At 74.9% G+C, this 21,728-nt stretch carries 21 protein-coding genes; 19 read left to right on the top strand and 2 right to left on the bottom strand.

Annotated features, from left to right (window positions below):
• Window positions 1–168 precede the first annotated feature (168 nt).
• The 4 genes from IF43_RS0126535 (at window position 169) to IF43_RS0126550 (ending at window position 3,013) form a co-directional block, all read left to right on the top strand.
• Window positions 169–1,779 carry a condensation domain-containing protein gene (locus IF43_RS0126535; protein ID WP_051796201.1) on the top strand — a complete coding sequence of 537 codons (1,611 nt, stop codon included), beginning with the start codon at window positions 169–171 and terminating at the stop codon, window positions 1,777–1,779.
• Between the two features lie 34 nt (window positions 1,780–1,813).
• Window positions 1,814–1,963, top strand: a complete 150-nt coding sequence (locus tag IF43_RS41810) for a hypothetical protein (RefSeq protein ID WP_158939503.1) — start codon at window positions 1,814–1,816, stop codon at window positions 1,961–1,963.
• 3 nt (window positions 1,964–1,966) lie between these two features.
• The gene (locus IF43_RS0126545; protein ID WP_030205666.1) at window positions 1,967–2,449 is read left to right on the top strand and encodes a hypothetical protein; all 483 of its coding nucleotides are present in this window, start codon (window positions 1,967–1,969) and stop codon (window positions 2,447–2,449) included.
• Window positions 2,450–2,584: 135 nt separating this feature from the next.
• Entirely contained in the window at window positions 2,585–3,013 is a 429-nt protein-coding gene (locus tag IF43_RS0126550; RefSeq protein WP_234332547.1) for a pyridoxamine 5'-phosphate oxidase family protein, read from the top strand.
• A 117-nt stretch (window positions 3,014–3,130) separates the two neighbouring features.
• On the opposite strand, the gene IF43_RS0126555 is transcribed toward IF43_RS0126550, so the two are convergent.
• Window positions 3,131–3,631, bottom strand: a complete 501-nt coding sequence (locus IF43_RS0126555; RefSeq protein WP_037890166.1) for a nuclear transport factor 2 family protein — start codon at window positions 3,629–3,631, stop codon at window positions 3,131–3,133.
• Window positions 3,632–3,797: 166 nt separating this feature from the next.
• Between IF43_RS0126555 and IF43_RS0126560 the strand changes: the two genes are divergently transcribed.
• The 10 genes from IF43_RS0126560 to IF43_RS0126605 all read left to right on the top strand — a co-directional run bounded on the left by IF43_RS0126560 (window position 3,798) and on the right by IF43_RS0126605 (window position 14,625).
• Entirely contained in the window at window positions 3,798–5,270 is a 1,473-nt protein-coding gene (locus tag IF43_RS0126560; RefSeq protein ID WP_030205673.1) for an FAD-dependent monooxygenase, read from the top strand.
• A gap of 48 nt (window positions 5,271–5,318) precedes the next feature.
• Complete coding sequence (locus IF43_RS0126565; RefSeq protein ID WP_030205679.1) at window positions 5,319–6,017, top strand: antibiotic biosynthesis monooxygenase; 699 nt, start codon at window positions 5,319–5,321, stop codon at window positions 6,015–6,017.
• A 343-nt stretch (window positions 6,018–6,360) separates the two neighbouring features.
• The gene (locus tag IF43_RS0126570; RefSeq protein WP_030205682.1) at window positions 6,361–6,690 is read left to right on the top strand and encodes a TcmI family type II polyketide cyclase; all 330 of its coding nucleotides are present in this window, start codon (window positions 6,361–6,363) and stop codon (window positions 6,688–6,690) included.
• Window positions 6,687–7,958, top strand: coding sequence for a beta-ketoacyl synthase (locus IF43_RS0126575; protein WP_030205685.1), 1,272 nt, complete (start codon window positions 6,687–6,689; stop codon window positions 7,956–7,958). The genes IF43_RS0126570 and IF43_RS0126575 overlap by 4 nt, the downstream gene beginning before the upstream one ends.
• Window positions 7,955–9,169, top strand: a complete 1,215-nt coding sequence (locus IF43_RS0126580; RefSeq protein ID WP_030205687.1) for a ketosynthase chain-length factor — start codon at window positions 7,955–7,957, stop codon at window positions 9,167–9,169. The genes IF43_RS0126575 and IF43_RS0126580 overlap by 4 nt, the downstream gene beginning before the upstream one ends.
• A 109-nt stretch (window positions 9,170–9,278) precedes the next feature.
• Window positions 9,279–9,548, top strand: coding sequence for an acyl carrier protein (locus IF43_RS0126585; protein WP_030205690.1), 270 nt, complete (start codon window positions 9,279–9,281; stop codon window positions 9,546–9,548).
• A 12-nt stretch (window positions 9,549–9,560) separates the two neighbouring features.
• Window positions 9,561–10,349, top strand: coding sequence for a 3-oxoacyl-ACP reductase FabG (fabG, locus tag IF43_RS0126590; protein WP_030205692.1), 789 nt, complete (start codon window positions 9,561–9,563; stop codon window positions 10,347–10,349).
• 50 nt (window positions 10,350–10,399) lie between these two features.
• Window positions 10,400–11,344, top strand: a complete 945-nt coding sequence (locus tag IF43_RS0126595) for an aromatase/cyclase (RefSeq protein WP_030205695.1) — start codon at window positions 10,400–10,402, stop codon at window positions 11,342–11,344.
• Window positions 11,345–11,346: 2 nt separating this feature from the next.
• On the top strand, window positions 11,347–12,873 hold the full coding sequence (locus IF43_RS0126600; protein WP_078910474.1) for an FAD-dependent oxidoreductase: 1,527 nt from the start codon (window positions 11,347–11,349) through the stop codon (window positions 12,871–12,873).
• A gap of 240 nt (window positions 12,874–13,113) precedes the next feature.
• Window positions 13,114–14,625, top strand: a complete 1,512-nt coding sequence (locus tag IF43_RS0126605) for an FAD-dependent monooxygenase (RefSeq protein WP_030205704.1) — start codon at window positions 13,114–13,116, stop codon at window positions 14,623–14,625.
• 266 nt (window positions 14,626–14,891) lie between these two features.
• Here the strand turns inward: IF43_RS0126605 and IF43_RS0126610 are convergent, their stop codons facing one another.
• Window positions 14,892–15,977: a methyltransferase gene (locus IF43_RS0126610; RefSeq protein ID WP_078910475.1), complete on the bottom strand. Its 1,086-nt coding sequence runs from the start codon at window positions 15,975–15,977 to the stop codon at window positions 14,892–14,894.
• 280 nt (window positions 15,978–16,257) lie between these two features.
• Here IF43_RS0126610 and IF43_RS0126615 point away from each other — a divergent pair, with 280 nt between their 5' ends.
• From IF43_RS0126615 to IF43_RS0126635, 5 genes are all read left to right on the top strand, one after another.
• A complete protein-coding gene (locus tag IF43_RS0126615; RefSeq protein WP_030205709.1) occupies window positions 16,258–17,343 on the top strand; it encodes a ScyD/ScyE family protein in 1,086 nt (361 codons plus the stop codon).
• A gap of 418 nt (window positions 17,344–17,761) precedes the next feature.
• The gene (locus IF43_RS0126620; protein ID WP_030205712.1) at window positions 17,762–18,910 is read left to right on the top strand and encodes an inositol-3-phosphate synthase; all 1,149 of its coding nucleotides are present in this window, start codon (window positions 17,762–17,764) and stop codon (window positions 18,908–18,910) included.
• The gene (locus IF43_RS0126625) at window positions 18,907–20,298 is read left to right on the top strand and encodes an SCO3242 family prenyltransferase (RefSeq protein WP_078910476.1); all 1,392 of its coding nucleotides are present in this window, start codon (window positions 18,907–18,909) and stop codon (window positions 20,296–20,298) included. The genes IF43_RS0126620 and IF43_RS0126625 overlap by 4 nt, the downstream gene beginning before the upstream one ends.
• Window positions 20,295–21,143 carry a sugar phosphate isomerase/epimerase gene (locus IF43_RS0126630; protein WP_030205717.1) on the top strand — a complete coding sequence of 283 codons (849 nt, stop codon included), beginning with the start codon at window positions 20,295–20,297 and terminating at the stop codon, window positions 21,141–21,143. The genes IF43_RS0126625 and IF43_RS0126630 overlap by 4 nt, the downstream gene beginning before the upstream one ends.
• Entirely contained in the window at window positions 21,140–21,727 is a 588-nt protein-coding gene (locus IF43_RS0126635) for an EboA domain-containing protein (protein WP_030205719.1), read from the top strand. The genes IF43_RS0126630 and IF43_RS0126635 overlap by 4 nt, the downstream gene beginning before the upstream one ends.
• The last annotated feature ends 1 nt before the right edge of the window (window position 21,728 follow it).

Below are 21,728 nucleotides of genomic sequence, written 5' to 3' on the forward strand. Positions count from 1 at the left end.
CGGTTCTGCGGCGAAGTCCTAGCCGTGTCAGCGATCCGTCAGCGGTCCGGCAGCGGGGTGCGCCACGGTAGGCCCGGGAGTTCCGCGCCCTCCGGGGCCGGCTGCTCCCCGGGCCCCGGTCGAACGGCCGGCTCGGCCCGTACGGGACGAGCGCCAGAGGAGGCGGACATGGCGATGCCCAGCCGCCCGGGCGCGGAGCAGGGACGAGACGGCCACGGTGCCTCCGCCGCCGGGGCCGCCGCCTCCCCGCCTCCGCGGGCCGGCCGCCCCGTGCAGCCGCCCGGCCTGTCGGTGACCTGGCAGCAGCACGACCTGCTGCTGGACTCGTTCGAGCACCGCGGCACCGGCCGGCACGTCGAGCAGGTCTCCTGGCGCTGGCGCGGGCCGCTGGACGCGGAGCGGTTCACGGCCGCCTGGCAGTCGGTGGTCGACCGGGAGACGGTCCTGCGTGCCGCGTTCGCCTGGGACCCCGAGCCGCACGTGGTGCTGCACGAGCGGGCCGCCGCGGAGGTCGTGCGGCACCCGGCCGGCAGCGTCGGCTGGGACGAGCTCGTCGAACGCGACCGGCTGCGCGGGTTCGACCTGCGCCGCCCCGGCCCGCTGCGCGTCACGCTGCTGGACGAGCCGGCCGACGGCGGGCCCGCCGGGCCCGGCGCCCCCGCCGAGGGCCCCGGTCTGCCCCGCGGCGCGGACCGGGAGCCGGACGCGGGCGTCACCCGGGTGCTGATCACCTTCCACCACGGGCTGCTCGACGCCTGGAGCGTGTTCGTCCTCATCGACGAGTTCTACCGGGCGTACCTGGCCGGCGGCGCCCTGCCGGGCCAGGAGCGGCGCCCCGACCTGCGGGACTGGTCCCTGTGGCTCAGCCGCCAGGACCCGGGCCCCGCCCGGGAGTTCTGGACCCGGACCGTGCCGGCCGGGACCCCCGCCGTGCTGCCCGCCGCGCCGGGACCCGACACCCTCGAGAGCGGCTGCGGGCGCGCCGAGGCGCGCCTGACCGCCGTCGAGGCCGACCGGCTGCACCGCTGGGCCGCCGCCCAGGCGCTGCCCGACTCCACCGCGCTGCAGGCCGTGTGGGCGCTGCTGCTCTACCGCGCCACGGGGGCGTCCGGTCCCGCGCAGGTCGGCTTCGGCGTGACCGTCTCGGGGCGCGGGATCGCCCTGGACGCCGTCGAGCGGCTGCCGGGCCCGCTGCGCAACTGCCTGCCGATGTCGGTGCAGGTCGATCCGGGGGTGCGGTTCCTGCAGCTGCTGACCGGGCTGCGCGACCGGGCCCTCGACATGGCCGCGTACGAGTGGGTCTCGGCCGGCCAGATCCACGAGTGGACCGGCCGCGCCACCCGCGGCGGCCGGCTGCTGGAGAGCATCGTCGCGGTCGAGAGCGCGCCGCACCGGGAGCCGGAGGCGCGTACCGAGCTGGCCGCCGGCGGCGTACGGGTGGACCCGCCGAGGGCGAGCGGGGTGCACACCGCGTTCCCGGTGGCCCTGTTCGCGCACCGCGAGCCGGACGGCGGGCTGACCCTGAGCGCGCTGCACGACCGGGCCCGGATCTCGGCCGCCGACGCGCGTCGGCTGGTCGGGCACTGCGTGCGCCTGCTGACGGTGCTGCCGCGCACGGACGAGCGGACCACGGTCGCCGAGGTGCTCGCCGAGCTCGCCGGCCACGCGCTGCCGCGGATCGCCGTGCGGCGCCGCCCGGCCGCCGAGACGGGCGCCCGCCTGCGGACGCACTCGATCGGCGGGCGAGCCGCTGTCGAGCCGATGTCGAGCAGATCTTGACAGCGTGGGCGACCACACCGTGAAGGAGTCGCCCATGTGTCCCATGTACACCGAGGAGCATCGCGAGATCGAGACGGCCGTTTTCGGGCTGGTCCCCGTGGGCACGGCCCCGCCGCTGTGGCTGGCCGGGGCGGACGACGAGGACAACGCCGAGTCCTTCACCTTCGTCCGCGGCATCGACTAGCCGATGTCCCAGCTGTCCCCGCCGGCGGAGGCGTTCGTCGGCCACCTCGTCTTCCTGCCGCGGGAGGCGCTGCACGGCGCCGGACGCGGGCCGGTGACCCGGCCGGCGTACGCGGCGTTCCAGGCGGGCAGGGCGTACCCGGCCTTCCAGGCCCGTGCGGCGCACCCGGGCGCTGCGGACCGGCCGTCCGGGACCGGGCATCCGGTCGGCGGGGCGTACCCGGCGGGCGGCGCGTACCCGGCCCTCCCGCCGGTGGAACAGGCCGTCGTGGCCCTGCGCGTGGCCACCGCCCGGCTGCGCCGGGTCGCGTGGCGCATCGTGCGGGGCCGGACTCCGACGGCTGCGCCGCCGGCCGTGGTCGCCGCCCGGTCGGGCGCCGCCGAGGGGGCCGGCGCCGTCACCGCGGTGGCGGGGGCCGCCCACCACGACGCGTCCTCCCGGGTGCCCGCCTCGGCCTGGTCGCCCTTCTCCTGGTCTTCGCCGTGAGGCCCGGGCGGTCCTCGCCGTGAGGCCCGGGCGGTCCTCGGCGTGGGGCGCGACGAGCCGGGCCCGGCCCTGACCGGCCGGACACCCCCCAAGGCGGCCGGACACCCCCAGGCCCCGATGAGCTCAGAGGAAAGGATGACCCGCACGATGTCGCTGTCGAAGCAGGGCCGCGGACCCGAGGTGTCCGCCTCGGTCGAGGAGTTCCTCGCCGCCCCCCAGCACGTGGCCGCGCTCACCACCGTCCGGCCCGACGGGACGCTCCACATGGCGCCCGTACGGTTCACCTGGGACGCGGCCGCCGGCCTCGTCCGGGTCATGACGGTGGCGTCCTCGCGCAAGGCCAGGAACCTGCTCGCGGCCCCGGGCGGCCGGGTCGCGCTGTGCCAGGTGCACGGGTTCACCTGGGTCACGCTGGAGGGCACCGGCACCGTCGTGTCGGACCCGGCGCGGGTGGCCGAGGGCGTCCGGCGGTACACCGAGCGGTACTGGTCGGCGCCGCCGAACCCGCCCGGCCGGGTGGTCATCGAGATCGAGGTGGACCGGGTGCTCAGCCTCAACGCCTGACCGGGTCCCGGACGCGGCCCGCGGACAGCACGCGCGCGGCGGCGCCGGGAGCCTCCTCCCGGCGCCGCCGCGCGCGTCGCGTTCCGTCCCCTCCCCGGGCGCCCCGGCCCCCGGGCCTCACGCGCCCTTCGGGGGCGGGGTGCCGTCCGCCCACAGCAGGCGGAAGGACAGCAGCGTCAGCCGCCAGCCCTCGGGGGTCAGCCGGGCCTCGCCGTCGACGAACGTGCCGGTGGCGAACAGCGGGGGCAGGTCGCCCTGCGGGCGGGCGTGGTAGGGGTGGTGCACGTGCGTGGACAGCATGTTGGCCCGCAGCGTCGCCCGGTCGCCGTCGAGGACGACCAGGGCGGGGGAGCCCAGGTGCTGGGTGGCGGCGAAGGCCGAGAGGGCGGTGCGGTGGAACTCCGCCATGCCCTCGGCGCCCTGGTGGCGGCTCATCGGCGGGAAGGCGACGACGGCGTCCGGGGTGAAGAGCTCCGCGGCCCAGGCGTCGTCGAGTTCCTCGTCGTCGAGCGAGAGCAGGTAGCGGTCGAACAGGGACGCGACGAGGGCCCGGGACTCCGCCGCGGTCTCCGCCGCGGCGCCGGTGGCGGAACCGGCGGGGGTGTGAGTGGAGGTCATGCCCGAGAATGCGCCCGCGCGTACCCGTGCGGGCAACCCCGCCTGACAAAGATCTGACGTAGCGGACCTTTTTCTGTCATTGCTTTTCAAAGGCCTGTACAGCTCGCTATTTACGCCCTGATCCGGCCCTCGCGATACTGGGCGCACACCAGTGGGAAGAGGGCAGATGAGCACCTTTGATACGGACGTCGTTGTCGTGGGAGCCGGTCCCACCGGACTCATGCTCGCGGGCGAATTGAGGCTCAACGGAGTCTCCGTCGTGGTCCTTGACAAGCTCGCGGAGCCCATTCGAGAATCCCGCGCCCTCGGATTCTCGGCGCGTACCATCGAGGAATTCGCTCAGCGCGGCCTGATATCCCGTTTCGGTGAGGTCGGTGTCATTCCCGTCGGCCACTTCGGCGGCGTTCCGCTCGACTACCAGGTGCTGGAGGGCGGGTCGTACGGCGCCCGCGGCATCCCGCAGGCCCGTACCGAGGGCGTCCTCGGCGGCTGGGCCCGGGAGCTGGGCGCCGAGGTCCGCCGCGGTGTCGACGTCGTCGGTCTGGAGCAGGACGCGGACGGCGTCACCGTGACCGGCGTGACCCCGGACGGCACCGTGACCCTGCGCGCCCGCCACGTCGTGGGCGCCGACGGGGCCCGCAGCGCCGTGCGCAAGCTCGCCGGCATCGACTTCCCCGGTACCGAGCCGGCCATCGAGCTGCGCTTCGCGGACGTCGCCGGTGTCCAGCTGCGCCCGCGCTTCAGCGGCGAGCGCGTCCCCGGCGGCATGGTCATGGTCATCCCCATGGGGCCGGACCGCGCCCGCGTCATCTACTTCGACAGTGCCCAGCCGCTGCGCACCGCCGACGGACCGATCACCTTCGACGAGGTCGTCGAGGCCTGGCAGCGCCTGACCGGCGAGGACATCTCCGGCGCCACCCCGCTGTGGGTCAGCTCCACCACCGACAACTCCCGCCAGGCGGCCGAGTACCGGCGCGGCCGGATCTTCCTGGCCGGCGACGCCGCGCACATCCACCTGCCCATCGGCGCGCAGGGCATGAGCGCGGGCGTCCAGGACGCGGTCAACCTCGGCTGGAAGCTGGCCCTGGACGTCAAGGGCCAGGCCCCCGAGGGCCTGCTCGACACCTACCACGCCGAGCGCCACCCGGTCGGCGCCCGCATCCTGACCAACACGCTCGCCCAGCGCATCCTCTACCTCGGCGGGGACGACATCACCCCGCTGCGCGAGGTCTTCACCGAACTGGTCGAGAACCACGAGTCGGTCCGCCGCCACCTGGTCGGCATGGTGACCGGCCTGGACATCCGCCACGCGACGGTCCCGGGCGAACACCCCCTGCTCGGCCGCCGCCTGCCCGACCGCGAGCTGGTCGTCGACGGGGAGAAGACCTCCGCCTTCGCGCTGCTGGCGGCGGGGCGGGCCGTGGTCCTGGAACTCGGCGACGGCCTCGGCCTGCGCGACGCGGCCGCCGGCTGGGCCGACCGCGTCGACGTGCTCCGCGCCGACCACCCCGACTGCGCCGCACCGGTGGACGCCATCCTCGTCCGCCCCGACGGCTACGTGGCCTGGGTCGCGCCCCTCGGCACCGGCTCCGAAGGCCTCACCGACGCCCTCTCCCACTGGTTCGGTCCCGCCAAGTAAGCGCGCTCCGTCCGGTCTCGTCCCACTTTTCAAAGGAAGCGAAGAAGAATGCCTTTCATCTCCGTCGAGGACAACCACCTCACCGTCCTCAACCTCTTCACGACCGACAAGCCCGAGAACCAGGACAAGCTGATCGAGGAGATGACGAAGATCGTCAACGCGGCGACGTACGAGGGCTGGATGTCCTCGACCGTCCACGCCGGCGTCGACGCGCCGGGCACCGCGAACTTCATCCAGTGGCGCAGCGGCGAGGACCTGGAGAAGCGCTACGAGGGCGACGAGTTCAAGCACCGCACCATGCCGGTCTTCTCCGAGATCACCACCTCGATCCGGCTCCTGCAGAACGAGGTCGTCTACGTGCTGACCTCCGACGAGCTCGGCGGCAAGGTCGAGATCGGCCCGCACCGCGACGACTACACCAGCATCACCGTCTTCACGGTCACCGCCGACGGGCAGGACGAGGCCGTCGACGCCCTGGGCGCCGGCCAGGAGTTCATCAAGGACTTCCCGGGCTTCCGGTCGAACGTCGTGCTCAAGGGCCTGCGGGCCCGCGGCCTCGACGGCACCTTCGTCGTCACGTACTCGCAGTGGGACAGCAAGGAGGCCTTCGAGGCCTTCCGCGACCAGGACCCGGAGCAGCACTCCGAGGCCCGCAAGGCCGCCGTGGGCCGGCTCCGCGCCGTGATCGAGGGCGCCCCGACCACCAACACCTACAAGGTGGTGCACACCCGCGCTGCCGGCGAGTGATCCGGCGCGCCGGCCACGGCGCGACCGCCGGCACACGCCGCTGCCGCACACGCCCCGGACGCCCGGCTCCCCGCTTCGGGGGCCGGGCGTCCCGCGCACCCGCCCGCGCCGCCGCGTACCGCGTACGCCCCGGGGCCCGGCCGCGTGCACGAACCCTTCCGCCGAAGCGTTCGGCGGGCGCCGCGCCGTCCCGCTCCGGTGGAATTCGAGAATCCTCCGGGCGTGGCCCTATCGGCATGCGGGACCGTCGAGGTGGCTGGCGAATGCACTTTCGGCCACGGAATCCCAAGGCCTCGGCCTGACCGCGATCCCCTCCCACGCAACCGCTGAGGAGCTACACCGTATGCACAGCACGCTGATTGTCGCCCGGATGGCAGCGGCATCCGCCACCGATGTGGCCAAGCTGTTCTCCGACTTCGACGCGACGGAAATGCCTCACAGGATGGGGACGCGCCGCCGCCAGCTGTTCTCGTACCGGGGCCTGTACTTCCACCTCCAGGACTTCGACGAGGACAACGGGGGCGAGCTGATCGAGCAGGCGAAGTCCGATTCGCGCTTCGTCCAGATCAGCGAGGACCTCAAGCCCTTCATCGAGGCCTACGACCCCAAGACCTGGCGCTCGCCGGCCGACGCCATGGCGCAGCGCTTCTACAACTGGGAGGCGAAGGCGTGAACCGGCGACGCGTAGTCATCACCGGAATCGAGGTGATCGCGCCCGGCGGTGTCGGCAAGGAGAAGTTCTGGAACCTGCTGAGCGAGGGCCGTACGGCCACGCGCGGCATCACGTTCTTCGACCCGGCGCAGTTCCGCTCCCGGGTGGCCGCCGAGGTCGACTTCGACCCGCACGCGCACGGCCTGACCCCGCAGGAGGTGCGCCGCCTGGACCGGGCCGCGCAGTTCGCGGTCGTCGCCTCGCGCGGTGCGGTCGCCGACAGCGGCATCGACCTCGCCGGGTACGACCCGCACCGCATCGGCGTCACCGTCGGCAGCGCCGTCGGCGCCACGATGGGCCTCGACCAGGAGTACCGGGTCGTCTCCGACGGCGGCCGGCTCGACCTGGTCGACCACGCCTACGCGGTGCCGCACCTGTACGACTACATGGTGCCGAGCTCCTTCGCGGCCGAGGTCGCCTGGGCCGTCGGTGCCGAGGGCCCCTCCACCGTGGTCTCCACCGGCTGCACCTCCGGCATCGACTCGGTGGGCTACGCCATCGAGCTGGTGCGCGAGGGCACCGCCGACGTGGTGATCGCCGGTTCGTCCGACGCGCCGATCTCGCCGATCACCATGGCCTGCTTCGACGCGATCAAGGCGACCACCCCGCGGTTCGACGAGCCCGAGCGCGCCTCCCGGCCCTTCGACGGCACCCGCAACGGCTTCGTCCTGGGCGAGGGCACCGCCTTCTTCGTCCTGGAGGAGCTGGAGAGCGCCAAGAAGCGCGGCGCCCACATCTACGCGGAGATCGCCGGCTACGCCACCCGCTCCAACGCGTACCACATGACGGGCCTGCGGCCCGACGGCGTCGAGATGTCCGAGGCGATCAACCTCGCGCTCGCCGAGGCCCGGCTCAACCCCGAGGCCATCGACTACATCAACGCGCACGGCTCGGGGACCAAGCAGAACGACCGCCACGAGACGGCCGCGTTCAAGCGGAGCCTCGGCGACCACGCGTACCGCACGCCGGTCAGCTCCATCAAGTCGATGGTCGGGCACTCGCTCGGCGCCATCGGTTCCATCGAGATCGCCGCGTCGGCGCTGGCCATGGAGTACGACGTCGTGCCCCCGACGGCCAACCTCACCACGCCCGACCCCGAGTGCGACCTCGACTACGTCCCCGTCACCGCGCGCGACCAGCTCGTCGACGCGGTCCTCACGGTCGGCAGCGGATTCGGCGGCTTCCAGAGCGCCATGGTGCTGGCCAGTCCCGAAAGGAGCCTCGTATGACCACGTCGGTGGTGGTCACCGGCCTGGGCATCGCCTCCCCCAACGGGCTCGGTGCCGAGGACTACTGGAACGCGACCCTGGGCGCGAAGAACGGCATCGGCCGGATCACCCGCTTCGACCCGGCCGGCTACCCGGCCAAGCTGGCCGGCGAGATCCCCGGCTTCGTCGCCGAGGACCACCTGCCCAGCCGCCTGCTGCCGCAGACCGACCGGGTCACCCGGCTCGCGCTGGTGGCCACGGACTGGGCACTGGCGGACGCGGGCGTCGACCCCAAGGAGCAGCCCGAGTTCGACATGGGCGTCATCACGGCGTCCGCGGCCGGCGGCTTCGAGTTCGGCCAGGGCGAGCTGCAGAGCCTGTGGGCCCGCGGCAGCCAGTACGTCTCGGCGTACCAGTCCTTCGCCTGGTTCTACGCCGTCAACAGCGGCCAGATCTCGATCCGCAACGGGATGAAGGGCCCCGCCGGCGTCGTCGTCAGCGAGGGTGCCGGCGGTCTCGACGCGGTCGCCCAGGCCCGCCGCCAGATCCGCAAGGGCACCTCGCTGATCGTCACCGGCGGCATCGACGCCTCGGTCTGCACCTGGGGCTGGGTGGCGCAGCTGTCCACGGGCAAGCTCAGCACCAGCGACGAGCCCACCCGCGCCTACCTGCCCTTCGACCGCGAGGCCCGCGGCTACGTCCCCGGCGAGGGCGGCGCGATCCTCATCGCCGAGGACGCCGACGCGGCCCGCGCCCGCGGCGCGCACATCTACGGCGAGATCGCAGGCTACGGCGCGACGATCGACCCCAAGCCGGGCAGCGGCCGCGAGCCGGGCCTGCGCAAGGCGATCCAGATCGCGCTGGCCGACGCCGGGGTGCCCTCCAGCGACGTGGACGTGGTCTTCGCCGACGGTGCCGGAGACCCGACCCTGGACCGGATCGAGGCCGAGGCGATCAGCGCCGTCTTCGGACCGCGCGCCGTCCCGGTGACCGTGCCCAAGACCATGACGGGCCGCCTGTACTCGGGAGCCTCGCCGCTGGACCTGGCCGCAGCGTTCTTCTCGATCCGCGACGGGGTCATCCCGCCGACCGTGCACGTCGACCCGTGTCCGGACTACCCGCTGGACCTGGTCCTCGGCCAGCCGCGCAAGGCCGAGGTGCGCACCGCCCTCGTCCTGGCCCGCGGCAGCGGCGGCTTCAACTCCGCCATGGTCGTCCGCGCCGCCGACTAGCCGTGCCGCCGACCGGCCGCCCGGGTCCCGTCGCCCGCGCGGCCGGCGGCGCGGCGCCGCACGCGCCCACCGAACCCACACCAGCTCACGGATGAAAAGGACTTCCACCATGGCCACCAAGGCGTTCACGCTCGACGACCTCAAGCGCATCCTGCAGGAGGCCGCGGGTGTGGCCGAGGGCGTCGACCTGGACGGCGACATCCTCGACACCGAGTTCGACGTGCTCGGCTACGAGTCCCTCGCGCTGCTGGAGGCCGGCAGCCTCATCGAGCGCGAGTACGGCATCTCCCTCGACGAGGAGGCCGTCAACGACGCCAACACCCCGCGGGCCTTCATAGAGGTCGTCAACACCCAGCTCGTTCCGGCCCCGGCCGCCTGAGGAGATCCGGACATGACGCAGCACACCACCACCCGGGTCGCCCTCGTCACGGGCGGCACCAGCGGCATCGGCCTCGCCTCGGCGCGACTGCTGGCCCAGCAGGGCCACCAGGTGTACGTCGGCGCCCGCAACGCCGACAACATCGCCGAGACCGTCAAGGAGCTCCAGGCCGAGGGCCTGGACGTGGACGGCGGGGTCGTCGACGTCCGCGACACCGCGTCCGTCGACGCCTGGGTCCAGGGCGCGGTCGACCGCTTCGGCTCCGTCGACGTCGTCGTCAACAACGCCGGCCGCTCCGGCGGCGGCCCCACCGCCGACATCGCGGACGAGCTGTGGGACGACGTGATCGACACCAACCTCAACAGCGTCTTCCGCGTCACCCGCGCCGCCCTGACGGTCGGCGGGATGCGTGCCAAGGACCGCGGCCGGATCATCAACATCGCCTCCACCGCGGGCAAGCAGGGCGTGGTCCTCGGCGCCCCGTACTCGGCCTCCAAGCACGGCGTCGTCGGCTTCACCAAGGCCCTCGGCAACGAGCTGGCCCCGACCGGCATCACCGTCAACGCGGTCTGCCCCGGCTACGTCGAGACGCCGATGGCCCAGCGCGTGCGCCAGGGCTACGCGGCCGCCTACGACACCTCCGAGGACGCCATCCTCGAGAAGTTCCAGGCGAAGATCCCGCTCGGCCGCTACTCCACCCCGGAGGAGGTCGCCGGACTGGTCGGCTACCTGGCTTCGGACACCGCCGCCTCCATCACGTCCCAGGCGCTCAACGTCTGCGGCGGCCTCGGCAACTTCTAGCAGGGCCCGCCCCCACGCGCCCACCGAACACCACTTGAGGAGAACCCGCCATGACCACGCGTGAGGTCGAGCACGAGATCACCATCGGGGCCCCGGCCGCCGCCGTGTACCAGTTGCTCGCGGACGTGACCAACTGGCCGCGCATCTTCCCGCCCACCATCCACGTGGACCGGGTCGAGGCCGAGGGCGCCGAGGAGAAGATCCGGATCTGGGCGACCGCCAACGGCCAGCCGAAGAACTGGACCTCGCGCCGCACCCTGGACCAGGAGGGCCTGCGCATCACCTTCCGCCAGGAGGTCCCGGCGGAGCCCGTCAAGCACATGGGCGGCACCTGGATCATCGAGCCGCTCGGCGAGGCGGAGTCCCGCGTCCGGCTGCTGCACGACTACAGCGCCATCAACGACGACCCGCACGACCTGCTGTGGATCGAGCGGGCGGTGGACAAGAACAGCACCTCCGAGCTGGCCGCCCTCAAGGTCAACGTCGAGGCGGCGCACGCCGCGGAGACCGAGGAGCTGACCTTCTCGTTCACCGACACCGTCCAGGTCGCGGGCTCCGCCAAGGACGTGTTCGACTTCATCAACGAGGCCCAGCTGTGGGCCGAGCGGCTCCCGCACGTGGCCGTGGTGCGCCTCGCGGAGGACACCCCGGGCCTGCAGGAGCTGGAGATGGACACCCGCGCCAAGGACGGCTCGGTGCACACCACCAAGTCGTACCGGGTCGTCTTCCCCCACGACAAGATCGCCTACAAGCAGGTCACCCTGCCGGCGCTGATGACCCTGCACACCGGCGAGTGGACCTTCGTCGAGAACGAGGAGGGTGTCGCCGCCTCCTCGCAGCACACCGTCACCCTCAACACGGAGAACATCGCGCGCATCCTCGGGGACGAGGCCACCGTGGCCGACGCCCGCGCGTACGTGCACACGGCGCTGTCCACCAACAGCTGCGCCACCCTCGCGCACGCGAAGGCCTACGCCGAGTCGAAGGCCTCCTGAACATGGCGCCCGACCTTGCAGCGGGCGGTGGCGGACCGGCACCGGGCGGCGCGGGCCGCCCGGACCGGCTCGACACCGAGGTCCTGGTCGTCGGGGCCGGCCCCGTCGGCCTGATGCTCGCCGCCGAACTCGCCCGCGGCGGCGTGGACGTGGTCGTGGTCGAGAAGCGCAGGGCCCCCTCCACCGAGTCCCGGGCCTCCACGCTGCACGCCCGCACCATGGAGATCCTCGACGCGCGGGAGCTGCTGCCCGACATCGGCACGCCGCCCAACGAGCCGCGCGGCCACTTCGGCGGTCTCCCGCTCGACCTCAGCCTGCCCAGCACCCACCCGGGCCAGTGGAAGGTGCCGCAGACCAAGACCGAGGCGGTCCTGGAGGAGTGGGCGATCTCGCGCGGCGTCGACATCCGGTGCGGCCACGAACTGGTCGCCGTCGGCGAGGTCGGCGAGCACGTCGAGGCCGAGGCCGTCGGACGGGACGGAGTCCTGCGGCTGCGCGCCCGCTACCTCGTCGCCTGCGACGGCGAGGACAGCACCGTACGGCGGCTGACCGGGGTGGACTTCCCCGGCCACGACGCCGGCCGGGAGCTGCTGCGGGCCGACGTCGAGGGCATCGACATCCCCGACCGGCGCTTCCAGCGCCTGGAGCGGGGGCTGGCCATCGCGTGGCGCAACGACAAGGGCATCACCCGCGTCATGGTCCACGAGTTCGGCTCGACGGCCCGCCCGCGCACCGCGGACGCCTCGTTCGAGGAGGTCGCCACCGTCTGGAAGCGGGTCACCGGAGAGGACATCAGCGGCGGTACCCCGCTGTGGGTGAACTCCTTCGGCGACACCTCCCGGCAGCTCGCCTCCTACCGGCACGGGCGCGTCCTGTTCGCGGGGGACGCCGCCCACCGGCAGATGCCGGTCGGCGGCCAGGCCCTCAACCTCGGCCTCCAGGACGCCTTCAACCTCGGCTGGAAGCTCGCGCTCACCGTGCGCGGGCTGGCTCCCGAGAGCCTCCTCGACACCTACCACGAGGAGCGGCACGCGGTCGGCCGCCGGGTCCTGGCGAACATCCAGGCCCAGGCCCTGCTGCTGCTCGGCGGCCCCGAGGTGGAGCCGCTGCGCGCGCTCGTGGTCGAGCTCATCGGGCTGGAGGAGGCACGGGCCCACCTGGCCGGGATGATCAGCGCGCTCGACGTGCGCTACCCGGTGCCCGGCCCCGCCCACCCGCTGCTCGGTGCCCGGCTGCCGCACACCGTCGTGCGGTCCGGCGGGCGCGAGCGCGGCAGCACCGCCGTGCTGCTGCGGGCCCGCGGCGGCCTGCTGCTCGACCTGGCCGGGACCGGCGTACGGGTGCCCGACGGCTGGACCGACCGGGTCACCGCGGTCGCCGGCGACCCCGAGCCCGGCTCGCTCCCCGGTGAGCCGGGGGCCCTGCTCGTACGGCCCGACGGCCACGTGGCCTGGGTGGGCCGGGACGAGGGCGGGCTGGTCGAAGCACTCGAGCGCTGGTTCGGACCGGCCCGCCAACCGACCCCCTGAGGGCCGGGTCCGGGTCCGGGCGCCCGGCCGTTCACCGGACGCCGGCCGGGCGCCCACCCGGACCGGGGACGCGTACGCGTCCCACGAGCACGCCCTCACGCGTACAGCCCCACGTACCCCCACGAGCGCGTCCCACCCGTGCGTGCCCACGCGTACGTCCGCACCCCTACCTCCACACCCCCCCGCACACCCACACACAAGCCAGTCCCCAGTGATCCCCACTGCCAGGAAGGACAACCCATGGAAGGGACAGCGGCGGACACCGACGTCATCGTCGTCGGCGCCGGCCCGACCGGCCTGATGCTCGCCGGCGAGCTGCGCCTGGGCGGAGCCCGCGTCGTCGTGATCGAGAAGCTGGCGGCGCCGACCGGTCAGTCCCGTGGCCTGGGCTTCACCGCCCGTGCCATGGAGGTGTTCGACGAGCGCGGGCTGCTGCCCCGGTTCGGCCAGGGCGAGACCCTCGCCACCAGCCCCGTGGGGCACTTCGGCGGGGCCCAGTTCGACTTCACCGTCCTCGAGGACGCCCACTTCGGCGCCCGCGGCATCCCGCAGGGGGAGACCGAGGCCGTGCTGGAGGGCTGGGCCGTCGAGCTCGGCGCCGACATCCGGCGCGGCTGGGAGTTCGTCTCCCTCGCCGACGGCTTCCTCGACGGGGACCACGCCGAGATCACCGTCCGTACGCCCGAGGGCGAGGAGCAGCGGCTGCGCGCCGCCTACCTGGTGGGTGCCGACGGCGGCGCCAGCCGCGTCCGCAGGGCGGCCGGCTTCGAGTTCCCCGGCACCGACGCCACCCAGGGCATGTACCTCGCCGACGTCACCGGCTGCTCCCTGCGGCCGCGGTTCCTCGGCGAGCGCCTCAACAACGGCATGGTGATGGCCGCCCCGCTCGCCGAGGGCGTGGACCGGATCATCGTCTGCCCCGACGGCACCCCCGCCCACGACCGCGAGCGGACCGTCACCTTCGAGGAGGTCGCGGAGGCCTGGAAGTCCATCACCGGCGAGGACATCTCGCACGGCGGCGCCGACTGGGTGTCCTCCTTCACCAACGCCACCCGGCAGGCCTCCGAGTACCGGCGGGGCCGGGTGTTCGTGGCCGGCGACGCGGCGCACATCCACCTGCCGGCCGGCGGCCAGGGCCTGAGCACCGGCGTGCAGGACGCGGCCAACCTCGGCTGGAAGCTGGCGGCCGTGGTCCGCGGCGACGCCCCGGAGGCGCTGCTGGACACCTACCACGCCGAGCGGTGGCCCGTCGGCCGCCGCCTGCTGGCCAACACCCGTGCCCAGGGGATCGTCTTCCTCGGCGGCGCGGAGTCGGACCCGCTGCGCGAGCTGTTCGCCGAGCTGGTCCGGTACGACGACGTCAAGCGGCACCTGGCCGGCGCGGTCAGCCACCTCGACATCCGCTACGACTTCGGCACCGGCGAGGACGCCCACCCGCTGGTCGGCCGCCGGATGCCGCCGCGGCTGCTGGTCGGCGCCGACGGCGAGCAGCGCATCGCGCGGCTGCTGCACCCGGGCCGGGCGGTGCTGCTCGACTTCGCCGACGACGCCGACGTGCGCCGTACGGCGGCCGGCTGGCAGGGCCGCCTCGACGTGCACACCGTGGCCGCCAAGCCGGTCGACGGCCCGGACGTACTGGCCGGCGTGCCCGCGCTGCTGGTCCGCCCCGACGGGTACGTGGCCTGGGCGGGGGAGCCCGAGCGGGGACTCGCGGCCGCGCTGGAGCGGTGGCTGGGAGCGGCTTCCGCCTGACCTCCTCAGGGGCACCGCAGCCCCCGCCCCGCCGACGGACGGCGGGGCGGGGGCTGCGGCGTGCGCGGCCGCGGCACCGGCATTCCGTCCCACCGCGGGGCGCGCGGCGCGGGGCGCGGGCGCGGGGCGGGCGCGGCGGCGTACACGGGGCGCGCGGGGCGACGTACCCGGGGCGGGCGGGGGCGACGTACCCGGGGCGGGCACGCGGAAAGCCCCGGCTCCGCGTCGGGGGAAACACGGAACCGGGGCCGCTCGGGGGCGGTGCGTCAGACCGCGACGGCCTCGACGACCGACACGGCCGCGGCGGTCTCCACGACCCGCTCCAGCTTGAAGCCGGCCTTCGCCACCAGCTCCGCGTACTGCGACCGGGTGCGCTCCTTGCCGCCCACGAGCAGCAGCAGCCACAGGTCGACGAGCTTGCCGGAGTGCGGCGCGTCGCCCTCCTCCGGGACCACCATCTCGACCAGCAGCAGCTTGCCGCCCGGCTTGATCGCGGCGCGCACGTTCCGGAGGATCTGCAGCGCCTGCTCCTCCGGCCAGTCGTGCACGATGTGCTTGAGGACGTAGGCGTCCGCGCCCGACGGCATCGGCTCGAACAGGTCGCCGTCGGCCAGGGTCACGCGGTCCGCGACGCCCTGCGACGCCAGGAACTCCGCGGCGCCGTTCCCGGCGACGCGCGGGTCCGAGAGGATGCCCCTGGTCTCCGGCGCGCTGTTGAGGATGCCGGCCAGCAGCGCGCCGTTGGCGCCACAGAAGTCCAGGACCGTGCCGAACTGCGAGAAGTCGTACGCGGCCACGACCGGCGCGGTCTCGGTGGCGGACATGTTCCCCATTCCGCCGATGAACACCGCACCGTATTCCGGGTTCTGCATGAGGTATTCGAAGGCGCCCATGCCGCGCCGCTTCGGCAGGCTCGGCTCGCCGGTCCGCACCGCGTCCAGGAAGCCGTTCCAGTCGTCCCAGTGCGTCGGGTGGCCCATCAGCACACAGATGTCGCGCATCGTCACGGGGTGGTCGGCGCGCAGCGCGTCGGCCATCGGCGTCAGCGCCCACAGGCCGTCGTCCTGGCGGGTGAACACGCCCTGGGAGGCGAGCAGGCGCAGCACCCGGCCGAGCGCCTCGGCGTCCGCGCCCACCTCCGCCGCCAGGTCCTCGATCGCCCGCGGACCGGCCTGCAGGGCCTCGGCCACACGCAGTTCGGCGGCGGCGTACAGGGCCTGGGTCACCATGGAGCCCATGGCCAGCTCGAGCAGCGCGAACGGGGGCGGGGCCAGCTCCCGGACCTGCTTCTGCAGATCCGCCCGGGTCTTCTCCGCGGCGCGGACGACTTCGGGGGGCGGCAAAGCGGGCATGTCTTTCCTCCATGGCAGAAAGCGCGAATTCTGTCCCAACCGCCGGAAGGGACCCGTCCCGCCACGGTAAGGAAATCCGATGGACCGGCCCTGGAACGCGACTCGGGCATACCTGGAGCCGGGATCCGCCGCTCGTGCGCCCCTGGAGTTCTGCTCGCCTTTCCGTCCCCCCGGGAATTCCACGGTTCTGCGGCCCGAATTTCTCGCTTACTGTGGCGCAGGTTTCGAGCCTGCTCCCGAGAAAAAGGGGGGAGCGCGCGACACACGGCGAGGGAGAGAAATGACGTCAGGCAAGAACTGGAAGAAGGCGGCCCTGGCGGCGGCCGCCGCGGCCGTCGCCGCCGCCCCGCTGATCGCCGCGCCGGCGCACGCGGAGGGCACCCCCGAGGCGACCCTCGAGGTCATCGCCACCGGCCTGGCCAACCCGCGCGACATCACCTACACCTGGGACGGCTCCCTGCTCGTCGCCGAGTCCGGCGCGGGCAAGCCGGGCTGCGCCGCGGGCGAGAAGTGCCTGGGCACCACCGGCGCCATCTACAAGGTCAAGGGCGGCTTCAAGGGCCGCGTCGTGTCGGGCCTCGCCTCCACCGCCGTCGGCGCCGCCCCCGGCACGCCCGTCATCGCCTCCGGTCCGGTCCAGGCCGTGCCGGACCCGGCCGGCGGCTACACCGTCCTGAGCAACCTCGGCGGCACCAACGAGTCCCGCGCCGCGCTCGGCGCCGGCTCGAACACCCTGGGCACCCTCTTCCGCACGCGCGACGGCAAGGTCCTCGTCGACCTCGTCGACCACGAGACCCGGCTGAACCCCGACGGCGCCGAGATCCACGCCAACCCGTGGGCCTTCGTCCGCAGCGGCTCGGACTACCTCTTCACCGACGCCGGCGCCAACACGGTCGTGCGCGCCAGGCAGGACGGCACCACCTCCACCGTGGCCGTGTGGCCGAAGGCCGAGGTCAACGGCCAGAGCGTCGAGGGCGTCCCGACCGGCATCGCCAAGGACCGGTGGACCGGCACGGTCTACGTCGCCGACATGCCCGGCATGCGCCCGGGTGCCGCCCGCATCTTCAAGATCGAGCCGGGCCGGAAGCCGGAGCTGCTCGTCACCGGGCTGACCAACCTGATCGACCTCGAGGTCACGCCGGACGGCAACCTGCTCGCGCTGTCCTACACCCGCGGCTTCGGGCCGACCGGGCCGACGCCGGGCTACCTCGCCAAGATCGACACGGACACCAAGCAGGTCACCGAGATCAACACGGGTGACCAGCTCACCACGCCGACCGGGCTCGAGGTCGACCCGTGGGGCCGCACCTACGTGACCATCAACTCCGTGAGCGGCGACGGCAAGCTGGTGCGCGTGCGCTACTGACGCCTGCGCGCCGGAGCCGCCGCCGTCCGGCACGCGGCCCGACGGCCCCGCCGGTCCCCGGACCGGCGGGGCCGTCGGCCGTCCCGGGCCGCCCGCGCGGGCTCGTACGGGGACCGTGCGGGCCGTTGCCGGGGGGGGCGCGCGCCCGTCGCACGGGGACGGTGCGGATCTTCGTACGGGGACGGTGCGGGCCTTCGTACGGGGACGGTGCGGGCCGTCGCAGGGCGGTCGTGCAGGACGTCGTACGCACCGGGGGCGTCGCACGGATGCCGTGCGCCGTGCGGGTCGGCCTCCGGCTGGGAGCGGCTCGGCGGCCGCTCGACTCGGGCCGGAGCGGGGGCCGTTCGGGACGGAGCACTCGGCATCCTTGGCCTGGCATCCCCGTGCGCAGTACGACGTCCGTCCCTGGAGGCTGTCCGTGTCCCTTCACACCGAGACCCCCGTTGCCGGTGCCCGGACCGGTGTGTGGCTGGTCGGGGCCCGCGGCTCTGTCGCCACCACGGTCGTGGCGGGCTGCGCCGCCGTCTCCGCCGGGCTGGTGGCCCCCACCGGCCTGGTCACCGAGACCGAGGCCTTCGCCGGGACCGGCCTGCCGCCGCTGTCCTCCCTGGTGTTCGGCGGCCACGACGTCGTGACCACCCCGCTGCCCAAGCGCGCGGAGGAGCTCGCCGGGCAGGGCGTGCTGCCGCACTGGCTGCCCGACGCGGTGCGCGCCGAACTGGCCGCCGCCGACGAGCGGATCCGCCCCGGCGGGCCGGTGCCGGGCGAGGAGCGCGACTGCGAGACGCTGATCAAGTCCTTCGCCCGGGACATCCGCGCGTTCGCCCGCGAGACGGGGGTCGCCCGGGTCGTCGTGGTGAACGTCGCCACCACCGAGCCGGTCGCGGACGAGGAGGTCCTGCCGGCCAGCACCAAGTACGCGGCCGCCGCCCTGCAGGCCGGCTGCGGCTACGTGAACTTCACGCCCTCGGTGGGCATGCACCACCGGGTGCTCGCCGAGGCCGCGCGCTCCTCCGGCCTGCCGTACACCGGGCGCGACGGCAAGACCGGGCAGACGCTGCTGCGGGCCGTGCTCGCGCCGATGTTCCACCAGCGGGCCCTGGAGGTCCGGGCCTGGTCCGGTACGAACCTGCTGGGCGGCGGCGACGGGGCGGCGCTGGCCGACCCGGCCGCGGCGGCCGCGAAGAACGCCGGCAAGGAGCGGGTGCTCGCCGACAACCTCGGCACCGCGCCGGAGGGCGAGGTGCACATCGACGACGTGCCCGCGCTGGGCGACTGGAAGACGGCCTGGGACCACGTGGCCTTCGACGGGTTCCTCGGCACCCGGATGGTGCTGCAGACGATCTGGCAGGGCTGCGACTCGGCGCTCGCCGCGCCGCTGGTGCTGGACCTGGCCCGGCTGGTGGCCCGCGCCCACGAGCTCGGGCTGTCGGGCCCGCGCCCCGAACTCGGCTTCTACTTCAAGGACCCGGACGGCGACTCCGCGGCCGCCCTGGCGGAGCAGTACGCGGCCCTGCTCGGCTTCGCCGGGCGTCTGGCGGGCGTATCCGCGGCGGCCCGGCGATGACCGCCCCCACCGTCCCCGCCCCGGCCCGCCACCGGCCCCGGGCCCTCCACCCGGCGCCGCGCGCCTGGGCGGACCGGCTCGGCGCGGCCGCCCGGGCGCGCCTGCGGTCCTGGGCGGCCCCCGGCCCCGCGGCCGCCCCGGCCCCCGCCCCGGCCCCCGCCGCGGCCCCGGCCGACGTGCGGGTGTGGGCCGAGCGGCTGGGGTTCGGGCCGGCCGCGGCGGACGGGGGCGGCGCTGGGACCGCTCCCGTCCGCCGCGGTCGGCCCGCCCCGGTCCCGGCGGACGCCGAGGACGCCGGCACCCGGCGGGCCGCCGTACCCGCGGCCGCGTTCCGGCCGGCGGCCGCCCCGGCGGGCCGCCCCTCCCCGACGGGCCGGCTGCGGGCGTGGGCGGAACTGCTCCGCCTGCCGGCCGTGTTCACCGTGCCCGGGGACGCACTCGCCGGTGCGGCGGCCGCCGGGGTACGGCCCGGCCGCCGCACCGGTCTGGCCGTCGCCGCCTCCCTGTGCCTGTACGAGGCGGGGATGGCCCTCAACGACTGGGCCGACCGCGACGAGGACGCCGTCGCCCGCCCGCACCGCCCGCTGCCCTCGGGGCGCGTCCGGCCCGGCGCCGCCCTCGCCGCTGCCGGCGCGCTCACCGCGGCGGGCCTCGCCCTGGCGGCCCGGGCCGGCAGGCCCGCGCTGGCCGTCGCAGCGCCGCTGGCCGTCACCGTGTGGGCCTACGACGTCAGGCTCAAGCACACCCCGGCGGGCCCCGCGGCCATGGCCGCCGCCCGCTCCCTGGACCTGCTGCTCGGCGCGGCGGCCTCGGCGGGCACCGTACGTCCGGCCCTGCGCCCGGCGCTGCTGCTCGGCGGGCACACGTACGCCGTCACCCAGGTCTCCCGCCGCGAGGCCGAGGGCGGCTCCACCGCCGCCCCGCTCGCCGCGCTGGCCGCCACCACGCTGCTGGCCGCCCTCCTCGGCCGCGGTCCGCACGGGCGCCGGACCCCGGCCGCCTCCGAGCCGGCCGCGTCCCCGTCCGTCGGAGCCGGAGCCGGAGCCGGAGCCGGAGCCGGAGCCGGTCGGCCGGGTGCGGCGGTCCGCCCGGCGGTGGCCGCCCCGGTGTCCGGGGGCATCGGGCGGCCGGACCGCTACGGGCTCGGCGACCTGGTACGGGTCGGGATGGCGGCCGGGTACTGGCGCGGGTTCGCGAAGCCGCTCGGGCACGCCGTGCTCAACCCGTCGCCCGTGCTCACCCAGCGGGCCGTCGGAGGCGGCATCCGGGCGATGATCCCGCTCCAGGCGGCGCTCATGGCGGGCGCCGGGGCGCCCCTCGCCGGGGTCGCCACCGTCGCGCTCGCGCCCGTCGCCGCGCGGCTCGCGCGGAAGGTGAGCACCACGTGACCCACGGACTCCGCCTCGGGTACGGCACCAACGGGCTCACCGACCTGCGCCTCGAGGACGCCCTCGCCCTCCTCGCCGACCTCGGCTACGACGGCGTCGGGCTGACCCTCGACCACATGCACCTCGACCCCTGCGCCCCCGACGTCGCCGCCCGTACCTCCCGCGTCGCCCGCCGCCTCGGCGAACTCGGGCTCGCGGTCACCGTCGAGACGGGTGCCCGCTACGTGCTCGACCCGCGCCGCAAGCACGGCCCGACCCTGCTCGAGGCCGACGCCGACGACCGCTGGTCCCGGATCCGGATGCTGGTGCGGGCGGTGCGGATCGCCGCCGACCTCGGTGCGCACGCGGTGCACTGCTTCAGCGGGATCCTGCCGGCGGGCGAGAGCGCCGACGACGGCTGGAAGCGGCTCGCGGACGGCCTCGGCGTGGTCCTCGACGCCGCCGAGGAGGCCGGCGTCCCGCTCGCCGTCGAGCCCGAGCCCGGCCACCTCCTCGAAAGCCTCGCCGACTTCCACCGGCTGCGCGCCGACCTCGGCGGCCCGGCGCCGCTCGGCCTGACCCTCGACATCGGGCACTGCCAGTGCCTGGAGCCGGCGTCCCCCGCCGACTGCGTGCGCGAGGCCGCGCCCTGGCTGCGGCACGTGCAGATCGAGGACATGCGCCGCGGCGTCCACGAGCACCTGCCCTTCGGCGAGGGCGAGATCGACTTCCCGCCGGTCCTGGCGGCCCTGGCCGACTGCGGCTACCAGGGGCTGACCGTGGTCGAGCTGCCCCGCCACTCCCACGCCGGCCCCGAACTCGCCGCGCGCTCGGTGCGGTTCCTGCGAAACGGAGGCACCCGATGACCGCCCCCGCTCCCACGACCGGCGCCGGCCACCCCGAGCCCGAAACGCTCGCCGCCGCCCTCGACGCCGACGGCCGCGCCTGGCTGGCGGCCGCCCGCGCCGACGCGGCCTGGGAGCGGCGCTTCGCCGAGGCCGGCCGCCGCACCGGCGCCCCCGACGAGGCCCGCATCCTGCTCCTGCTGGCCGTCGGACCCGCCGACGACACCGTCGTCCGCCTCTACCGCCAGGGCACCGCCGCCGAGCGGCGCGCCGTCCTGCGCGCCCTGCCGCACCTCGACCTCGACCCCGCCCACGGGGTGCCGCTGGTGGAGGACGCGCTGCGCGCCAACGACACCCGTCTGGTGGCCGCCGCCGTCGGCCCGTACGCCGCCCGCCACCTGACGGCCCACGCCTGGCGGCACGCCGTCCTCAAGTGCCTCTTCACCGGCGTCCCCCTCGCCGCCGTCGCCGCCCTGGCGGACCGGGCCCGCGGCGACGCCGAACTGGCCCGCATGCTCACCGACTACGCCGCCGAACGCACCGCCGCCGGCCGCACGGTCCCCGCCGACCTGCGCCGCGCCCTTGCCCTGACCGAGGAGCAGTAAC

Origin of the sequence: Streptomyces sp. NRRL S-87 (genome assembly GCF_000719335.1) — a bacterium.
GTDB lineage: Bacteria > Actinomycetota > Actinomycetes > Streptomycetales > Streptomycetaceae > Streptomyces.

Excerpts from the sequence above, each read along its gene's own strand:
- IF43_RS0126555 (WP_037890166.1), bottom strand. The coding sequence starts at position 3,631 with ATGACCTCCACTCACACCCCCGCCGGTTCCGCCACCGGCGCCGCGGCG.
- IF43_RS0126565 (WP_030205679.1), top strand. The coding sequence starts at position 5,319 with ATGCCTTTCATCTCCGTCGAGGACAACCACCTCACCGTCCTCAACCTC.
- IF43_RS0126615 (WP_030205709.1), top strand. The coding sequence starts at position 16,258 with ATGACGTCAGGCAAGAACTGGAAGAAGGCGGCCCTGGCGGCGGCCGCC.
- IF43_RS0126635 (WP_030205719.1), top strand. The coding sequence starts at position 21,140 with ATGACCGCCCCCGCTCCCACGACCGGCGCCGGCCACCCCGAGCCCGAA.
- IF43_RS0126535 (WP_051796201.1), top strand. The coding sequence starts at position 169 with ATGGCGATGCCCAGCCGCCCGGGCGCGGAGCAGGGACGAGACGGCCAC.
- IF43_RS0126545 (WP_030205666.1), top strand. The coding sequence starts at position 1,967 with ATGTCCCAGCTGTCCCCGCCGGCGGAGGCGTTCGTCGGCCACCTCGTC.
- IF43_RS0126600 (WP_078910474.1), top strand. The coding sequence starts at position 11,347 with ATGGCGCCCGACCTTGCAGCGGGCGGTGGCGGACCGGCACCGGGCGGC.
- IF43_RS0126625 (WP_078910476.1), top strand. The coding sequence starts at position 18,907 with ATGACCGCCCCCACCGTCCCCGCCCCGGCCCGCCACCGGCCCCGGGCC.
- IF43_RS0126605 (WP_030205704.1), top strand. The coding sequence starts at position 13,114 with ATGGAAGGGACAGCGGCGGACACCGACGTCATCGTCGTCGGCGCCGGC.
- IF43_RS0126595 (WP_030205695.1), top strand. The coding sequence starts at position 10,400 with ATGACCACGCGTGAGGTCGAGCACGAGATCACCATCGGGGCCCCGGCC.
- IF43_RS0126580 (WP_030205687.1), top strand. The coding sequence starts at position 7,955 with ATGACCACGTCGGTGGTGGTCACCGGCCTGGGCATCGCCTCCCCCAAC.
- IF43_RS41810 (WP_158939503.1), top strand. The coding sequence starts at position 1,814 with ATGTGTCCCATGTACACCGAGGAGCATCGCGAGATCGAGACGGCCGTT.
- IF43_RS0126570 (WP_030205682.1), top strand. The coding sequence starts at position 6,361 with ATGCACAGCACGCTGATTGTCGCCCGGATGGCAGCGGCATCCGCCACC.
- IF43_RS0126585 (WP_030205690.1), top strand. The coding sequence starts at position 9,279 with ATGGCCACCAAGGCGTTCACGCTCGACGACCTCAAGCGCATCCTGCAG.
- IF43_RS0126610 (WP_078910475.1), bottom strand. The coding sequence starts at position 15,977 with ATGCCCGCTTTGCCGCCCCCCGAAGTCGTCCGCGCCGCGGAGAAGACC.
- fabG (WP_030205692.1), top strand. The coding sequence starts at position 9,561 with ATGACGCAGCACACCACCACCCGGGTCGCCCTCGTCACGGGCGGCACC.
- IF43_RS0126560 (WP_030205673.1), top strand. The coding sequence starts at position 3,798 with ATGAGCACCTTTGATACGGACGTCGTTGTCGTGGGAGCCGGTCCCACC.
- IF43_RS0126550 (WP_234332547.1), top strand. The coding sequence starts at position 2,585 with ATGACCCGCACGATGTCGCTGTCGAAGCAGGGCCGCGGACCCGAGGTG.